This is a genomic window from Kribbella sp. NPDC104218 (assembly GCF_055584105.1).
In genome coordinates this window covers 1-14,532 of the sequence record NZ_JBVJMQ010000002.1, presented here as the reverse complement: position 1 = coordinate 14,532, position 14,532 = coordinate 1, and the positions used below count along the sequence as shown (strand labels likewise).

Here is a 14,532-nt window from a genome sequence, read left to right as displayed (position 1 = left end):
GCAGTGTGGATCTGCCGCAGACCGCGTCGTACGAGCTGCGCGGCGCTGTGCGGTCGGCCGACGCCCACAACCGTGCCGGTGCGGCCTGTGGTGCTGGACCGGTGGTGCGCGTGGACGGCGTCACGCTCAAGACCCAAGTGCTCGCAAGCAACTCGGACCTGATGACGTTCACCAGCTGCGAGGCCGGTCCGGTCGTCCTGGCTGCTGGCCGACACAAACTCGACATCCTGGCCAGCGGCGGTTTCGTACCGGTGGAGGCCACGCTGAGCAAGGCCGGCTTCGGCAACGTGTCGGTCACCCCAGTGCACGGCGTCAACCTCTGGCGGCCGAACGCGGCCGGACTGACCCTGGAGGTACCGGGCTCGAAGGAGCAGTCGGTCCTGGCCGTCGCGCAGAACTACAGCGCGGGCTGGGAGGCGTACGACGGCAGCGGCCGCAAGCTGACGCCGATCCGGATCGCCGGCTGGCAGCAGGGCTGGGTGCTACCAGCGGGGGAGGAGCAGCTCGTCTCCGCGCGCTTCATGCCGGACCGGAGTTATCGGGCCGGTCTCCTGGTGGGAGCGCTGGGATTGTTGCTCGTGGCGGGGATGGCAGTGTTCTACCGGCGGCGGACCAGGCGTTCCGGGCACCAGCTACAGGCCGCTCAATGGCGTAGTAGCTGGCTGCTGCGACACCTGCCGTCACGACCAGCGTCCCGCTGAACAAGAGGACGAACTGCGTGCTGATGCGCTCCAGGAGCGTCAGCACGATCACCTGGTACGCAAAGACGCCGTACATCAGATTGCTCGCCCGCTGCGCCCAGCTGCTGCCCAGAACCCGCGTCGCACGCGCAGTCGGGGTCAGCGCCGGGAAAAGCACACAGGCGGCGATACCGGTGTAGAGCAGACTCTTCACCGCGGTCTGCCCAGGCGTTGCCGCGGACAGGTCGTACGGGCCGGCGAGCGGAGTCGCGGCCAGCAACAGCAGGACCGCTGCGACGCCCCACACCGTGCCGGGGATCGTCGTCAGGATGTCGAGAGCGGACGAGCCGAGGCGGCCGCTGCTGCGCGCGACCTGCCACAGAGCGAACCCCATCCCGACTGCGAACCAACCGACGTACCCGGGCAGCCAGAGCGCCGCATTCGGGTGATGAGTCGCGCTCATCACCGTCATCCAGGCCGGGCCGAGCACTGTCAGCGCAGCGAGCACAGAAAGCCGCCAGCGGACGCTGCGCCGGGTCGGGCGCTCGTAGCCGGTCAGCAGCTTCGCCAGCGCGGGGAGCACCAGATAGAACGCACCGATGGCGGCCAGACTCCACATCTGCGTCAGGCCAGGCGCCGCGGTATCGAAGTACACATGGGTCAGCGTCGCGTGCTGCAGGTAGGTCACCCAGTCAGCCGAGTGCAGCAGGACGGCGGCCAGCAGCACGGCCACCCAGAGCACCGGCACGATCCTGGCCGCGCGGTTGCGCAGATACGGCAGAGTGAGCGGCGGGAGCGAGCCCTCGAACCAGGCCTCGACATGCGGCCGGTAGAGCAGGAAGCCGGTGATCGCGAAGAAGATCGCGCCCCCGACGTCCAACCGGGCGAACAGACCGCTGAACGGGCCGGCGTCGCTGTGCAGAGCGACCTGCGCGGTCAGGACGGCGAGGGCGGCGAGCACCCGCAGTCCGTCCAGCGCGGGGAACCGGTGTCGCGTCATCAGCTGCCTCCCAGGTGAGCGGACCAGATCGCCGTCCCCGGCACGTAGCGGCCGCGCTGTGGACCCCAGCCGCCCCAGACCTGTGTGTTGCTCGCCGGCCACTCGGGCTCCAGCAGGTCGTCCACTACGAACCCGGAGTCGGTCAGCGCCCGGAGCCAGTCGCCGACCGTGCGGTGGTGTTCGGCGTACACCGGCCGGTCGGACTCGTCCAGCTCGACGTACGGCGTGCGCTCGAAGTAGGAGTGGTTGATTCGCAGCCCGGCCTCGGTGGGGTCGTCCGGCATCGTCCAGCGGAACGGATGCGTCACCGAGAAGACCAGCAGGCCACCGGGCCGCAGAGTGCGAGCGATCTCGCGCAGCGCGGTCTCCACGTTCGCTACGAATGGCAGGGCGCCGAACGCCGAGCAGACGATGTCGAAGCTCGCGTCGGCGTAGGGGAGTGCGGTCGCGTCGGCTGCCACTGTCCGGACGGCGGTGCCGGTGCGCGCGTCCAGCTGTCGCGCAACGCGCAGCTGCTCCAGTGAGATGTCGAACGCGACGACGTCCGCGCCCTGCCCTGCCAGCCAGCGCGCGCACTGCGCACCGCCGCAGCCGACCTCCAGGATGCGCTTGCCGCGGACCGGCCCGAGCAACTGGGCGGCCTCTTCGTCGACGCCCTCCGGGCACCAGATGAACCGGTCGTCGCCCAGAAAGGCGCCGTGCTCGGCCAGGTACTCCGCGGCGGCCGAATTCCAGTAGATCCGGCTGGCCCGTGAGCTCTCCGCCTCGGTCAGTTCCATCCGTCGCGGCTCGACCACGCGGTCACCCTACCGGTACCGCGCCGGCTGAGCTCTTGCCGTGCCGCGGAAAGTTCTCCATGCTGCTACTGCCCGGTCACTTAACGTCAAAGGCGGCGCGCCATGCAGAAGAGCTCGGTTCGGGTCCGGATGATCGCGGCGCTCGCCGTGACGGGTTCGCTGGTCGCCGTCCCGGCACCGGCCCAGGCGGCGCCGCCGCCCATGGTCTACGTGGCGATGGGCGACTCGTTCGCCGCCGGCTCGCTGGTACTGCCGGCCAAGGAGGTGCTCACCTGCGCCCGGTCCGCGGTCAACTACGCGTCGCTGATCGCGAAGCAGCTCCAGCCGGCCAAGTTCCGCGACGTGACCTGCGGCGGCGCGACGACCACCCACTTCGCGAACCCGCAGTCCGGCATCATCGCGGGCAAGGCGGCGCCGCAGTACGACGCCCTGAGCGCGGACACCACGGTCGTGTCGGTCGGGATCGGCGGTAACGACATCGGTCTGGTCGGGCTGGCGTTCTCCTGTGTGAACCTGCTGCCGCCCGGCGTCGGGACGTCGTGCAAGGCGGCCAACACGGCCGGCGGCGTCGACAAGCTCGCACGGCAGATCGACGCGTTCGCGCCGACGTACGGCACGGTGATCGAGCAGATCCGCGCTCGGGCGCCACAGGCGAAGATCCTCATGGTCGGCTACCCGACCGGGATCAGGAAGGGCGGCTGCTGGCCGGTCGTCCCGGTCTGGAGCCAGGACGCCGACTACCTGCAGTCGGCGCTGACGCGGCTGAACCGGCGGATGGCGGAGCAGGCGGCCGCGCACGGTGCGACGTACGTCGACCTGGCGACGCCGAGCGTCGGTCACGACATGTGCAAACCGGCCGGCACCCGCTGGATCGAGGGCCTGATCCCCAGCGTCACGACCAACGGTCTGGTCCCACTGCACCCGAATGCGGCCGGAATGAGGAACGCCGTCCCACCGGTCTTGGCCGCGATGGCAGGATCGGCGGGGTGGAAGCACTAGCAGCAAGCGCGGTTCCCCTGACCGGCGGTTACCAAGGCCAGACCTTCGCAGTCACCGCGGGCGGCGAGGACGCCGTCCTCAAGCTGTACGTGAAGGACCCGGACCGGGCGGTCGTCGATGCGGCGCTGCTGCAGCTGGTGCGTGGGCTGCTCCCCGTCCCTCGCGTGCTCGATCTGAAACGCGAGGGGTCGTACGAGGACCCGCCGTACCTGCTGATGGAGCGCCTGCCGGGCATGAATCTGGAGGTCTACCTCGAGACCGCCGGACCGGACGAGCGCCGCCGGGTCGGTGCCCAGCTGGGCGAGCTCCTGGCCCGGCTGAGCGGCATGCCGTTCCTGACCGCCGGCCAGTTCCGGGGCGGCGAGCTGACCGTCGAGCCGTTCGGCAGCGCCGATCTGGCCGAGTACGCCGCCGGACTGGGGCTCCGGTACGGAGGGCTCGACGAGGTGTTCGCCCAGGCGGAGGACCTCCTCGACAGCGCGGGCGGGCGGTTCTGCCTCGTCCACAGCGATTTCAACCCGAAGAACCTGCTTGTCGACCCGGAGACCGCGCGCATCACCGGCCTGATCGACTGGGAGTTCAGCCACGCCGGCTCGCCGTACGCCGATCTCGGCAACCTGCTGCGCTTCGAGACCGACCCGGTACTGGCCGGGGCGGTCCTGAGCGCGCTGCGGAGCAGCGGGGTAGGACTCGCCGAGCCGCTTACCGATCTCGCCCGCGCGGCCGATCTGTGGGCGCTCCTGGACCTGGCCGCCCGCGCGACCGAGAACCCCGTCGCGGCCGCGGCGGCGGGGCTGATCGACCGGATCGCGGACAGTCGTGAGATGTCCGGCGGCCGCCCGGACCCCGGCGTCGTACATTGAGCTGAGTGGCACGTCGGGAGACCTCGGCGGGCGGCCGGTCGGTACCGGGTGCCCCCGGTTGTGCTGCCCGAGTCAAGACCGGTATTCTGTGAGATGCGCTATGAGCCCGCGCGACCTCGGACGGAGCAGGCTCGTGCTCGCAGCTTGTCGGTGGTGAATCTGTGCTCTTCAGGCAGTCCAGCGGTGTGGTGCGATCCAACGGCTCATGACGCAACCTCCTCACACCACCAGTCCACGGAGCAACCCACCACATGACGGCCAGCATCGAGGCACCTCTCGACCCCGCAGTGCGCAACACCCCGCAGGTAGCGGTCAATGACATCGGGTCGGAGGAAGACTTCCTCGCGGCGATCGATCAGACCATCAAGTACTTCAACGACGGCGACATCGTCGAGGGCACCATCGTCAAGGTCGACCGGGACGAGGTCCTGCTCGACATCGGTTACAAGACCGAAGGCGTGATCCCCTCCCGCGAGCTGTCGATCAAGCACGACGTCGACCCGAACGAGGTCGTCAACGTCGGCGACCACGTCGAGGCCCTGGTTCTCCAGAAGGAGGACAAAGAAGGCCGCCTGATCCTCTCCAAGAAGCGCGCCCAGTACGAGAAGGCCTGGGGCACGATCGAGAAGATCAAGGAAGAGGACGGCGTCGTCACCGGTACCGTCATCGAGGTCGTCAAGGGTGGTCTCATCCTGGACATCGGCCTCCGCGGCTTCCTGCCGGCCTCGCTCGTCGAGATGCGTCGCGTCCGCGACCTCCAGCCGTACGTCGGCCAGGAGATCGAGGCGAAGATCATCGAGCTCGACAAGAACCGCAACAACGTGGTCCTGTCGCGTCGCGCCTGGCTGGAGCAGACGCAGTCCGAGGTGCGGATGAACTTCCTCACCCAGCTGCAGAAGGGCCAGATCCGCAAGGGCGTCGTCTCCTCGATCGTCAACTTCGGCGCGTTCGTGGACCTCGGCGGCGTCGACGGTCTGGTGCACGTCTCGGAGCTGTCCTGGAAGCACATCGACCACCCGACCGAGGTCGTCGAGGTCGGCCAGGAGGTCACCGTCGAGGTGCTGGACGTCGACATGGACCGCGAGCGCGTCTCGCTGTCGCTGAAGGCGACCCAGGAAGACCCGTGGCAGCAGTTCGCCCGGACGCACCAGATGGGCCAGATCGTGCCCGGCAAGGTCACCAAGCTGGTTCCGTTCGGCGCGTTCGTCCGCGTGGAGGAGGGCATCGAGGGTCTGGTGCACATCTCCGAGCTGGCCGAGCGGCACGTCGAGATCCCGGAGCAGGTCGTCCAGGTCAACGACGACGTCATGGTCAAGATCATCGACATCGACCTCGAGCGCCGGCGGATCTCGCTGTCGCTCAAGCAGGCCAACGAGGGTGTCGACCCGGTCTCCGACGACTTCGACCCCACGCTGTACGGCATGGCGGCGACGTACGACGACCAGGGCAACTACATCTACCCGGACGGCTTCGACCCGGAGACGGGCGAGTGGCTCGAGGGCTTCGACGCGCAGCGCGAGGAGTGGGAGCGGCAGTACGCCGAGGCCCACACGCGCTGGGAGGCCCACAAGAAGCAGATCGAGGACGCCAAGACGGCGGACGTCGAGGCCGGCGAGGCCTCCACGTACTCCTCGGCCACCGGTGGCGGCAGCGCTCCGAAGGACGACGCCCCCGCCGAGGGTGCGCTCGCTTCCGACGAGGCGCTGCAGGCGCTCCGCGAGAAGCTGACCGGCCAGGGCTGATCACTTCTTCGGTAGGTAGCTGACAAGACCCCCGCACCCTCTCGGGTGCGGGGGTCTTGCGTTGTCTCAGTCCGGCAGACCGATCAGGGCCCGGTGCCGCCGGTAGCCGACCCAGCGGTCCAGCTCCGCGCGCAACGCGCCGTCCTCCAGGTTGTGCCGATGCGCGAACGCCGCGTCGATCAGATGCTTGTTCGTCAGCGTCAACTCACGAATGTCCGGCAGCTCGCCCAGACAAGCGGCGACCAGCTCGGAAGCACTGGGGAGCACGTCGCGAGCCGCGGCGTACCGCTCCGGCTGCCAGTCCTCGAGGTAGGTCACCGCACTGGCCCGGTCGATCGCGGCGTACGCCGGCCGTGGAGCGTCCGCTTGGACTCCGTCGTCGAACGCCTGCCACGCGTGCCGCAGTGACTCCCGGTGGTCGGTCGGCTCGGCGTCCGACAGCAGCTCCTGGAGCCGCTTGTTGGCCGCAACCGTGTCCCGGCCCGGCAGGTAGTAAGCCTGCGTCGATGCGATCTTCGGGATCGTGCCCAGCTCGTCGGTGTCGTAGTAGTCGTTGCTGATCAGGACCATGATCTCGATGCCGGTCTCCGGCTGGATGTACCGCTGGTAGTCCTCGTCCCGCCAGGTCTCGACCAGCTCGACTCCACGCCGGTCCAGCTCCGCCTTGAGGTCTGCGTAGTGCAGTGGGCGCTTGAACGGCGTCAGGCCGTGCCGGGCGCGGATCCGCTTGGGGATGTGCCGGGCCGGCACCCGGCCCAGGCGGTGCGCCTGGAAGGTGAAGTGATGCCCGGTGTAGCCGCGGCCCTCCGGGCGAACCTCCCAGAAGATCTCCAGGAATCCGAAGCTCTTCCAGTAGTTGGGGTGGAACAGGTTCTCGCCGTAGTCCCGGCCCAGCGCCGCGGTGGCGACGTCCGGCGGGAGATTGGCGTCGATACCGAGTACGGAACCCGTCTCGACGATATCGGCGTAGAAATCGACCTTGGCCATAGCCCGAAAGCTACCCAAGCACGGGACCAGTAGGGTGTCGGCGTGCTACGAGTGGGACTGACCGGGGGTATCGGATCGGGGAAGAGCGCCGTTTCGGCGCGGCTGGCCGCGCGTGGGGCGGTGGTGATCGATTCCGACGTCCTGGCGCGCGAAGTGGTGGCGAAGGGGAGCGACGGGCTCGCCGAGGTCGCGGCGGAGTTCGGCGCCGAAGTGCTGACAGCCGAGGGCGAGATGGACCGGCCGGCGGTCGGGCGCGTGGTGTTCGGGGACGCCGATGCGCGGCGCAAGCTGGAGGCGATCATCCACCCGCGGGTGCGCGCGCGGGCCGCCGAGATCGAGGCGGCCGCCCCGGACGACGCGATCGTCGTCCACGACATCCCGTTGCTGGTCGAGACCGGTCAAGCCGGTTCGTTCGACCTGGTGCTGGTGGTCGACGTCCCGCCGGAGGTCCAGCTGGAAAGGCTGACAGGGCAACGAGGGATGGCCGCCGACGAGGCGGAACGCCGGATCGCCAGCCAGGCCACGCGCGCGGACCGGCTGGCGGCGGCGGACGTCGTCCTGGACAACTCCGGCACGCTCGCCGAGCTGGACACCCGGGTCGACGAGGTGTGGGCCGCCCTCGCCGAGCGCGCAGGGCACGGTCCGGACACGAAAAGATGACCCTTGCGCGGTAAATGATGAAACCGGGACCGGCTGTACGAGAATCTGTCCCGGTCCGGCTCGGCCGGACGGTCGGCGGCGCGCCCCCGCGCCGGTGAAGAAATCGATGTTGGGAGGATGGCGTGGTGTGTCCGCGCTGTAACTCTGACGTCCCCGACGTCTCGCGGTACTGCCACCACTGTGGCAACGACCTGCGGTCCGGGGACACGGAGCGGAAGAAGGCGTACGCCGCGAGGCCGGACGAGCCGGTCGCGTCGTTCCGGCTGGTCTCGACGATCATGCCGCAGGGCTCCGGTAAACAGCCCTACACGTACAAGGTCGCGCTGGGCGTCGCGCTCGCGCTGACCGTGCTGACGGCGGCGCTCGGCGCGCTCCCGGTGGCCATCATGATCGCGGCGTTCGCGATCCCGATCGTCTACATCCTCTACCTGTACGACGTGAACCTGTGGGAGGACGAGCCGATCCCGGTCGTCGCCGCGGCGTTCGTGCTGGTCGGCGTGCTGGCGGCGGTCTTCACCTGGCTCTGGTCGGACAAGCTGGCGCTGTCCACGGTGACCATCGGCGCGCAGGACATCGGCCCGTCGGGCCGCGACCTGCTCATCCTCCTGCTGCTGGTCCCGGTCGTCTCGGAGCTGATCCGCCAGGTCGGTCCGCTCTACCTGGCCTCCCGGCCGCGGTACGACGACCTGATGGACGGCTTCACCTTCGGGGTCGTGGCCGGTGTCGGGTTCGCCTGCTTCGAGACCCTCGTCCTGCACTGGGGCTGGATCAGCGGCGGCTTCGCCGGTCCGGGCAACGGCGCCGGCACCTGGATCTCGATCGTCGTCCTGCACGGCTTCATCAAGCCGCTCATCTACGGCTCGGCGACCGGTCTGGCCGGGGCGGAGTTCTCCGGCCTCGGCGCCGGGTACGACGGCTTCACGCCGCGCTGGGTGGCCGGTGTGCTCCAGGCGATCGTGATCAACGCCCTGTTCCAGGGCGGCGTCTACCTGCTCGGCTTCGTCGGCGGCCACGGTTCCACGATCGGCGCCGTCCTCGGCGTCCTGTGGGGTCTGTTGCTGCTCGGCGCGCTGATCATCCGGGTCCGCACCGTGCTGCACAAGGGCCTGCTGGAGGCCGCGCTCGAGTCCGCCGCCCGCGGCGGCTCGAACCACGCCTCCGGCGATCTGGCCTTCTGCTCGCGCTGTGAGATGCCGCTGCTGCCGCACTCGGACTTCTGCTCGGCCTGCGGTAACTCGGTCCGCGCGGTGCCGAAGTCGGCGCGCGGCGTGACCGCTCCGGCGGCCGCAGGCGGGTACGACGCGACGACTGGGGAGACGCAGGCATGAGCAACCAGCAACCGCCGTACGGCCAGCAGCCTCCGCACGGTCAGCCGCCGCAGGGCCGGCCCCCGCAGGGGCCGCCGCCTGGTTACGGGCCGCCTCCCGGCCCGCCGCCTGGTTACGGCCCGCCGCCGGGGCAGCCGCCGTACGGGCAGCCCCACCAGCCGCCGCAGGCACCGCCTCCCCAGGGGCCCCCGCCTGGCTACGGCCAGCCTCCGCAGGGTCAGCCGCCGCAGGGCCGGCCCCCGCAGGGTCCGCCGCCTGGCTACGGGCAGCAGCCCGGGCAGTCGCCGTACGGTCAGCAGCCGCCGCAGGGCCAGCCGCAGTACCCGGGCCAGCAGCAGTTCCCCCAGCAGCAGGGCTTCCCGGGGCAGCAGTACCCGCAGCCCTACGGCCAGGGGCGGCCGCCGCAGGGCAAGGGGATGAACAAGATCCTCTTCATCGCCGGCGGCGCGATCGTCGTGGTCGCGGTGATCGGCATCGTGCTGGCGCTGATCTTCGGCGGCGGTAAGAACTCCGAGGCGAACCCGGGCGGCGCCGATCCGAACGGCGGCGGCGACGGCAGCGGTCAGCCGGCCAACGTCGACGAGGGGATCGAGGTCGGCGAGGGAATCTTCGTGAAACCCGCGCCGGGGTACGTCCGCAAGTCGAGGGAGAAGTTCAACGGCGTCTACCTGCTCAAGCAGGGCGAGGCCTACTTCATGATCGAGGCGTTCAAGCCGGCTCCCGGTGAGACCGTGGAGAGCTTCGTCCCGAAGCTGTTCCAGGCCGAGACCAAGGGGCTGACCAAGATTCAGTTCAACGACCCGGTGCGCTTCAGCCGGGGCGCCGACGAGAAGACCGCCGTGAAGGTCGCGATCCGGCAGCAGTACAAGGCGGTCGCGACCAGCCAGCAGGGTTCTTACGAGGCCCTGGGCTTCGTCGGCGCGGTCCAGCGGGACGACGGCGTCATCACGCTGATCCGTGCCTTCGGGCGGTCGGACAAGCGTGACGACATCAACCGGGACAGCACTGCGATGCTGCAATCGGTGTTCAAGAGCCAGTGACCGGTAAGAAGGACAAGGGGGCCGGGGACGCGAACCCGTGGGTGAGCAAACCCGGCCCGGACGAGGACGCAGCGGCAGCGCCGAAACCGGCGCTGCCGCCGTCCCCGTGGAATCTGGAGGTGCCGCCGGCGCCCGGTACGCCGTCCCCGTGGTCGGCCGACGCGGACGCCGACGCCAGCGGCACCACCGGCAGCACCGGCGGTCCGGCGACGGAGACTTCCCCGGCCTGGGGCGAGAAGGTCGGTCCGCCGTCCTTGCGGCGGCCGCCGGAGAAGAAGAAGCCGCGGATCCCGCCGTTGCTGCTGCCGATCGGCGCCGGCCTGCTGGTGCTCGTGCTGGTCACGGTCGCGCTGGTGCTGTTGTCCGGTGGCGGCGGTGGCGACGAGGCCGAGCCGCCGCCGACGACCAGTACGACGCCGTCGGCCAGTCAGCCGACGTCGACGTACACGCCGCCCGCGGGAGCGATCCCGGTCGCGTTCGGGGTGTCGGTCGTACCGGTACCGGGCTGGACGCTGCTGGAGACCGAGACCCGGGGCCGCGAGCTGGTGACGTACGCGCCGAACGGGAAACCGCGCGGCTTCTTCTGGGTCCGCCAGAAGGAGAACGTCGGCGGCCAGGCCTATCTGCTGTCGATCGTCGAGGGCGAGACCGAGGACGAGATCGCCCAGCTCGGCAACACGCGGAACCTGCCGTGCCCCAAGGACGTCCTGGTGGAGTGCGTGGCGATCAGCTACACCTCCGTGGCCAAGGACGAGACCGGCGCCGACGTGAACGTCCAGGGGTACGTGGAGGTCTACGTCCGCAAGGACAAGGTGGCCACCGCGCTGGACTTCCGGACCCGCACGGACTTCGCGCCGAAGGCCGAGGCGGACGCCGCGCAGATGAAGCAATCGGTGCTCGACAGCTTGTGACGTACCCCCGACACACCAACGAGGAACAGCTATGAGTCAGCAGTACGGAGGACCTCCCCCCGGCCCGCCGCCCGCTGCGGCCCCCGGTGGCTGGGGCGCCGGGACCGGCGGACCGGGCGCGGGCGCTCCCGGCGGCTGGGGCCCCGGCCCGGGCCGGCCGGCCAACCGGCCCGCGAAGTCCGGCCGGACGCAACTGATCGTCATCGGCGCCGCGGTGCTCGCGGTGATCCTGGTCGCGGTCGGCGTCGTCCTGCTGGTCACCGGCGGCGACGACAAGTCCGCCGCGCCGCAGACGCCGAACGCGCCCGGCTCGATGTACACGCCGCCGCCCGGCTCCGAGCCGGACGACTCCAAGGGCCCGAACGACGTCGGCGTCGAGGTCGGCAAGGGGATCTGGTTCACCCCGGCCAAGGGCTGGCTGCAGGACTGGGACAAGACCAAGGCCGGCAAGCACTACATCCTGCAGCAGTTCAACGTGCGCGGGCTGATCGACGGGTACTACTGGGTCCGGCAGACCGAGCTGTACGACGCCAAGGGTTTCGCCGAGCACCTGGTCGACCTGGAGTCGGGCGGCATGCAGGACGTGAAGATCGGCAAGGGCGTCGAGTGCAAACCCGCCAACGAGGCGATCAAGGCCTGCTACGCGCTGAACTACACCGCCAAGGTGAAGACCAGCAAGGGCACGCTGATCGACTTCCAGGGGTTCGTCACGGCCTACTCCGACAAGTGGGACCGGATCACCGCCACCGACGCGGCGCTGGAGGCGCGGGTCTACGACCGCCGCAAGGATGAGCTCGCGCGGATGAACGCGAGCCTCGAAAAGAGCTTCTGACCTGCGGTTTCAGGTTTTTGTCGGCGGCGCCACGTACGGTTGGGGACATGAGACAGGTCTCGGATCTTCAGCGTATGGTGGCGCCGCTCAAGGTGGTGTCCGACTTCGAGCCGGGCGGTGACCAGCCGACCGCGATCGCGGATCTCGAGCGCCGGATCAACGCCGGCGAGCAGGATGTCGTCCTGCTCGGCGCCACCGGTACCGGTAAGACGGCCACCGTGGCCTGGCTGGCCGAGCGGGTGCAGCGCCCGATGCTGATCCTGCAGCCGAACAAGACGCTCGCCGCCCAGTTCGCGAACGAGCTGCGGCACTTCTTCCCCGAGAACGCCGTCGAGTACTTCGTCTCGTACTACGACTACTACCAGCCCGAGGCGTACGTCCCGCAGACCGACACCTACATCGAGAAGGACTCCTCGATCAACGAGGAGGTCGAGCGGCTGCGGCACTCGGCGACGTGGTCGCTGCTGACCCGGCGCGACGTCGTCGTGGTCGCCACCGTCTCGTGTATCTACGGCCTGGGCTCGGCCGACGAGTACCTGAACCGGATGATCCACGTGAAGGTCGGCGACGAGATGGATCGCGACGGCCTGCTCCGCAAACTCGTCGGCGTGCAGTATGCGCGGAACGACCTGGCCGGTACGAGGGGGACGTTCCGGGTCCGCGGTGACACGCTCGAGGTCTTCCCGGTCTACCAGGAGCTCGCCGTCCGGGTGGAGTTCTTCGGTGACGAGATCGAGCGGCTGATGACGCTGCACCCGCTGACCGGCGAGATCCTCTCCGAGGAGAACGAGCTCTACATCGGCGCCGCGACGCACTACGTGACCGCGCCCGAGAAGATGGAGCGCGCGATCACCTCGATCGAGGCCGAGCTGGAGGGCCGGCTGGCCGAGCTCGAGCGCAACGGCCAGCTGCTCGAAGCGCAGCGGCTGCGGATGCGGACGACGTACGACATCGAGATGATGCGCCAGATCGGCACGTGCTCCGGTATCGAGAACTACTCCCGCCACACCGACGGCCGCGAGCCGGGGACGGCGCCGCACTGCCTGCTCGACTACTTCCCCGAGGACTTCCTGCTCGTCATCGACGAGTCGCATGTGACCGTCCCGCAGATCGGCGGGATGTACGAGGGTGACATGTCCCGGAAGCGCACCCTGGTGGAGCACGGCTTCCGGCTGCCCTCGGCGATGGACAACCGGCCGCTGCGCTGGGAGGAGTTCCTGGAGCGGATCGGCCAGACGGTCTACCTGTCGGCGACGCCGGGGCAGTACGAGCAGGACAAGTCCGACGGGTTCGTCGAGCAGATCATCCGGCCGACCGGGCTGATCGATCCCGAGGTGATCGTGAAGCCGACCAAGGGCCAGATCGACGACCTGATCCACGAGATCCGGGTCCGGGTCGAGCGCGACGAGCGGGTCCTCGTCACGACGCTGACCAAGAAGATGTCCGAGGACCTCACCGACTACCTGCTCGAGATGGGGATCCGGACGCGGTACCTGCACAGCGAGGTGGACACGCTGCGCCGCGTCGAGCTGCTCCGCGAGCTGCGGATGGGGGAGTACGACGTCCTGGTCGGGATCAACCTCCTGCGGGAGGGGCTCGACCTGCCCGAGGTGTCGCTGGTCGCGATCCTCGACGCGGACAAGGAGGGCTTCCTGCGCTCGGGGCGCTCGCTGATCCAGACCATCGGCCGGGCCGCGCGGAACGTCTCCGGCCAGGTGTTCATGTACGCCGACAAGATCACCCCGTCGATGGAGCAGGCGATCGACGAGACCAATCGCCGGCGCGCCAAACAGATCGCGTACAACGAGGCCAACGGGGTGGATCCGCAGCCGCTGCGGAAGCGGATCGCCGACATCACCGACATGCTCGCCCGCGAGGACGCCGACACCGCCGAGTTGCTCGGTTCGGGGCGGACGCAGTCCCGCGGTAAGGCGCCGGTGCCCGGCGGCGGGAAGAAGGCGGGGGAGAAGGCGAAGGAGCTGGCCGGCGGGCTGCCGTCGTCCGACCTGGCCGACCTCATCCAGCAGCTCACCGACCAGATGCACAACGCGGCGGCGGAGCTGCAGTTCGAGGTCGCGGCGCGCTACCGCGACGAGATCTCCGAGCTGAAGAAGGAGCTCCGGCAGATGACGAACGCGGGGGCGAAGTAGCCCTCGCGGTGGCCGCTGGGGGGCCGATTTGCATCCGCACGGTGAATCACAGTAATGTTCTTCTTGTTGGGAGCGAGTGCAGGACGCGAAAGCGGCCGAACCTCCCAAACCCCCAGAAAGTTTCCGGTAGCTGAAGCTTACCTCGGTAAGGTTCGGTCGCTGAGACACGAGGAGGCTGGCTCGAAAAGCCCGATTTGACCGGGTCTTCGCGAATCAGTAAAGTTACGCAGGTTGCCCCGGAAGCCCTGGACCGCAAGGTTCGGCTGCGGTGTGCGTCCGATTCTTGAGAACTCAACAGCGTGCCGAAAGTCAATGCCGAAATTTAGCATTAACCCCGTGCATAGGCCTTTATGGTCTGTGTTCGGATTCCTTTGATAATTCATGGATTCAGTCAGTTTGATTGTCTCTGATGTTCAAAGGATCAGTTCGATGTTGTCGACACTCCAGCTTGCTGGTTGTCATATTTTTCAACGGAGAGTTTGATCCTGGCTCAGGACGAACGCTGGCGGCGTGCTTAACACATGCAAGTCGAGCGGTAAGGCC

General features: G+C 68.9%; 12 protein-coding genes and 1 rRNA gene. 10 read left to right on the top strand and 3 right to left on the bottom strand.

Annotated features, from left to right (window positions below; genetic code table 11):
- Positions 1–519 precede the first annotated feature (519 nt).
- Positions 520–1,680 carry an acyltransferase family protein gene (locus ACZ6ZD_RS16215; protein WP_465672747.1) on the bottom strand — a complete coding sequence of 387 codons (1,161 nt, stop codon included), beginning with the start codon at positions 1,678–1,680 and terminating at the stop codon, positions 520–522.
- Positions 1,680–2,477: a class I SAM-dependent methyltransferase gene (locus ACZ6ZD_RS16210; RefSeq protein WP_465672745.1), complete on the bottom strand. Its 798-nt coding sequence runs from the start codon at positions 2,475–2,477 to the stop codon at positions 1,680–1,682. Before ACZ6ZD_RS16210 ends, ACZ6ZD_RS16215 begins: the two co-directional genes overlap by 1 nt.
- A gap of 102 nt (positions 2,478–2,579) precedes the next feature.
- Here ACZ6ZD_RS16210 and ACZ6ZD_RS16205 point away from each other — a divergent pair, with 102 nt between their 5' ends.
- The 3 genes from ACZ6ZD_RS16205 to rpsA all read left to right on the top strand — a co-directional run bounded on the left by ACZ6ZD_RS16205 (position 2,580) and on the right by rpsA (position 6,081).
- Positions 2,580–3,476: an SGNH/GDSL hydrolase family protein gene (locus ACZ6ZD_RS16205; protein WP_465672743.1), complete on the top strand. Its 897-nt coding sequence runs from the start codon at positions 2,580–2,582 to the stop codon at positions 3,474–3,476.
- Positions 3,464–4,339, top strand: a complete 876-nt coding sequence (locus tag ACZ6ZD_RS16200; RefSeq protein ID WP_465672741.1) for a phosphotransferase family protein — start codon at positions 3,464–3,466, stop codon at positions 4,337–4,339. The genes ACZ6ZD_RS16205 and ACZ6ZD_RS16200 overlap by 13 nt, the downstream gene beginning before the upstream one ends.
- 251 nt (positions 4,340–4,590) lie before the next feature.
- Positions 4,591–6,081 carry a 30S ribosomal protein S1 gene (rpsA, locus tag ACZ6ZD_RS16195; RefSeq protein WP_171669904.1) on the top strand — a complete coding sequence of 497 codons (1,491 nt, stop codon included), beginning with the start codon at positions 4,591–4,593 and terminating at the stop codon, positions 6,079–6,081.
- A gap of 66 nt (positions 6,082–6,147) precedes the next feature.
- Here rpsA and ACZ6ZD_RS16190 read toward each other — a convergent pair whose 3' ends face one another.
- Positions 6,148–7,068 carry a hypothetical protein gene (locus ACZ6ZD_RS16190; protein ID WP_465672739.1) on the bottom strand — a complete coding sequence of 307 codons (921 nt, stop codon included), beginning with the start codon at positions 7,066–7,068 and terminating at the stop codon, positions 6,148–6,150.
- 42 nt (positions 7,069–7,110) lie between these two features.
- Between ACZ6ZD_RS16190 and coaE the strand changes: the two genes are divergently transcribed.
- The 7 genes from coaE to ACZ6ZD_RS16155 form a co-directional block, all read left to right on the top strand.
- Positions 7,111–7,728 (top strand): dephospho-CoA kinase, encoded by a 618-nt coding sequence (gene coaE / locus ACZ6ZD_RS16185; protein WP_465672737.1) that lies wholly within the window; start codon positions 7,111–7,113, stop codon positions 7,726–7,728.
- A 125-nt stretch (positions 7,729–7,853) separates the two neighbouring features.
- Positions 7,854–9,056 (top strand): PrsW family glutamic-type intramembrane protease, encoded by a 1,203-nt coding sequence (locus ACZ6ZD_RS16180; RefSeq protein WP_465672735.1) that lies wholly within the window; start codon positions 7,854–7,856, stop codon positions 9,054–9,056.
- Complete coding sequence (locus ACZ6ZD_RS16175; RefSeq protein ID WP_465672733.1) at positions 9,053–10,096, top strand: hypothetical protein; 1,044 nt, start codon at positions 9,053–9,055, stop codon at positions 10,094–10,096. Before ACZ6ZD_RS16180 ends, ACZ6ZD_RS16175 begins: the two co-directional genes overlap by 4 nt.
- Positions 10,093–11,007, top strand: a complete 915-nt coding sequence (locus ACZ6ZD_RS16170; protein WP_465672731.1) for a hypothetical protein — start codon at positions 10,093–10,095, stop codon at positions 11,005–11,007. Before ACZ6ZD_RS16175 ends, ACZ6ZD_RS16170 begins: the two co-directional genes overlap by 4 nt.
- A gap of 31 nt (positions 11,008–11,038) precedes the next feature.
- Positions 11,039–11,839 (top strand): hypothetical protein, encoded by an 801-nt coding sequence (locus ACZ6ZD_RS16165; protein WP_465672729.1) that lies wholly within the window; start codon positions 11,039–11,041, stop codon positions 11,837–11,839.
- A 47-nt stretch (positions 11,840–11,886) separates the two neighbouring features.
- Positions 11,887–13,989: an excinuclease ABC subunit UvrB gene (uvrB, locus tag ACZ6ZD_RS16160; protein WP_465672727.1), complete on the top strand. Its 2,103-nt coding sequence runs from the start codon at positions 11,887–11,889 to the stop codon at positions 13,987–13,989.
- A gap of 467 nt (positions 13,990–14,456) precedes the next feature.
- Positions 14,457–14,532, top strand: a 16S ribosomal RNA gene (locus ACZ6ZD_RS16155); the annotation flags it as partial.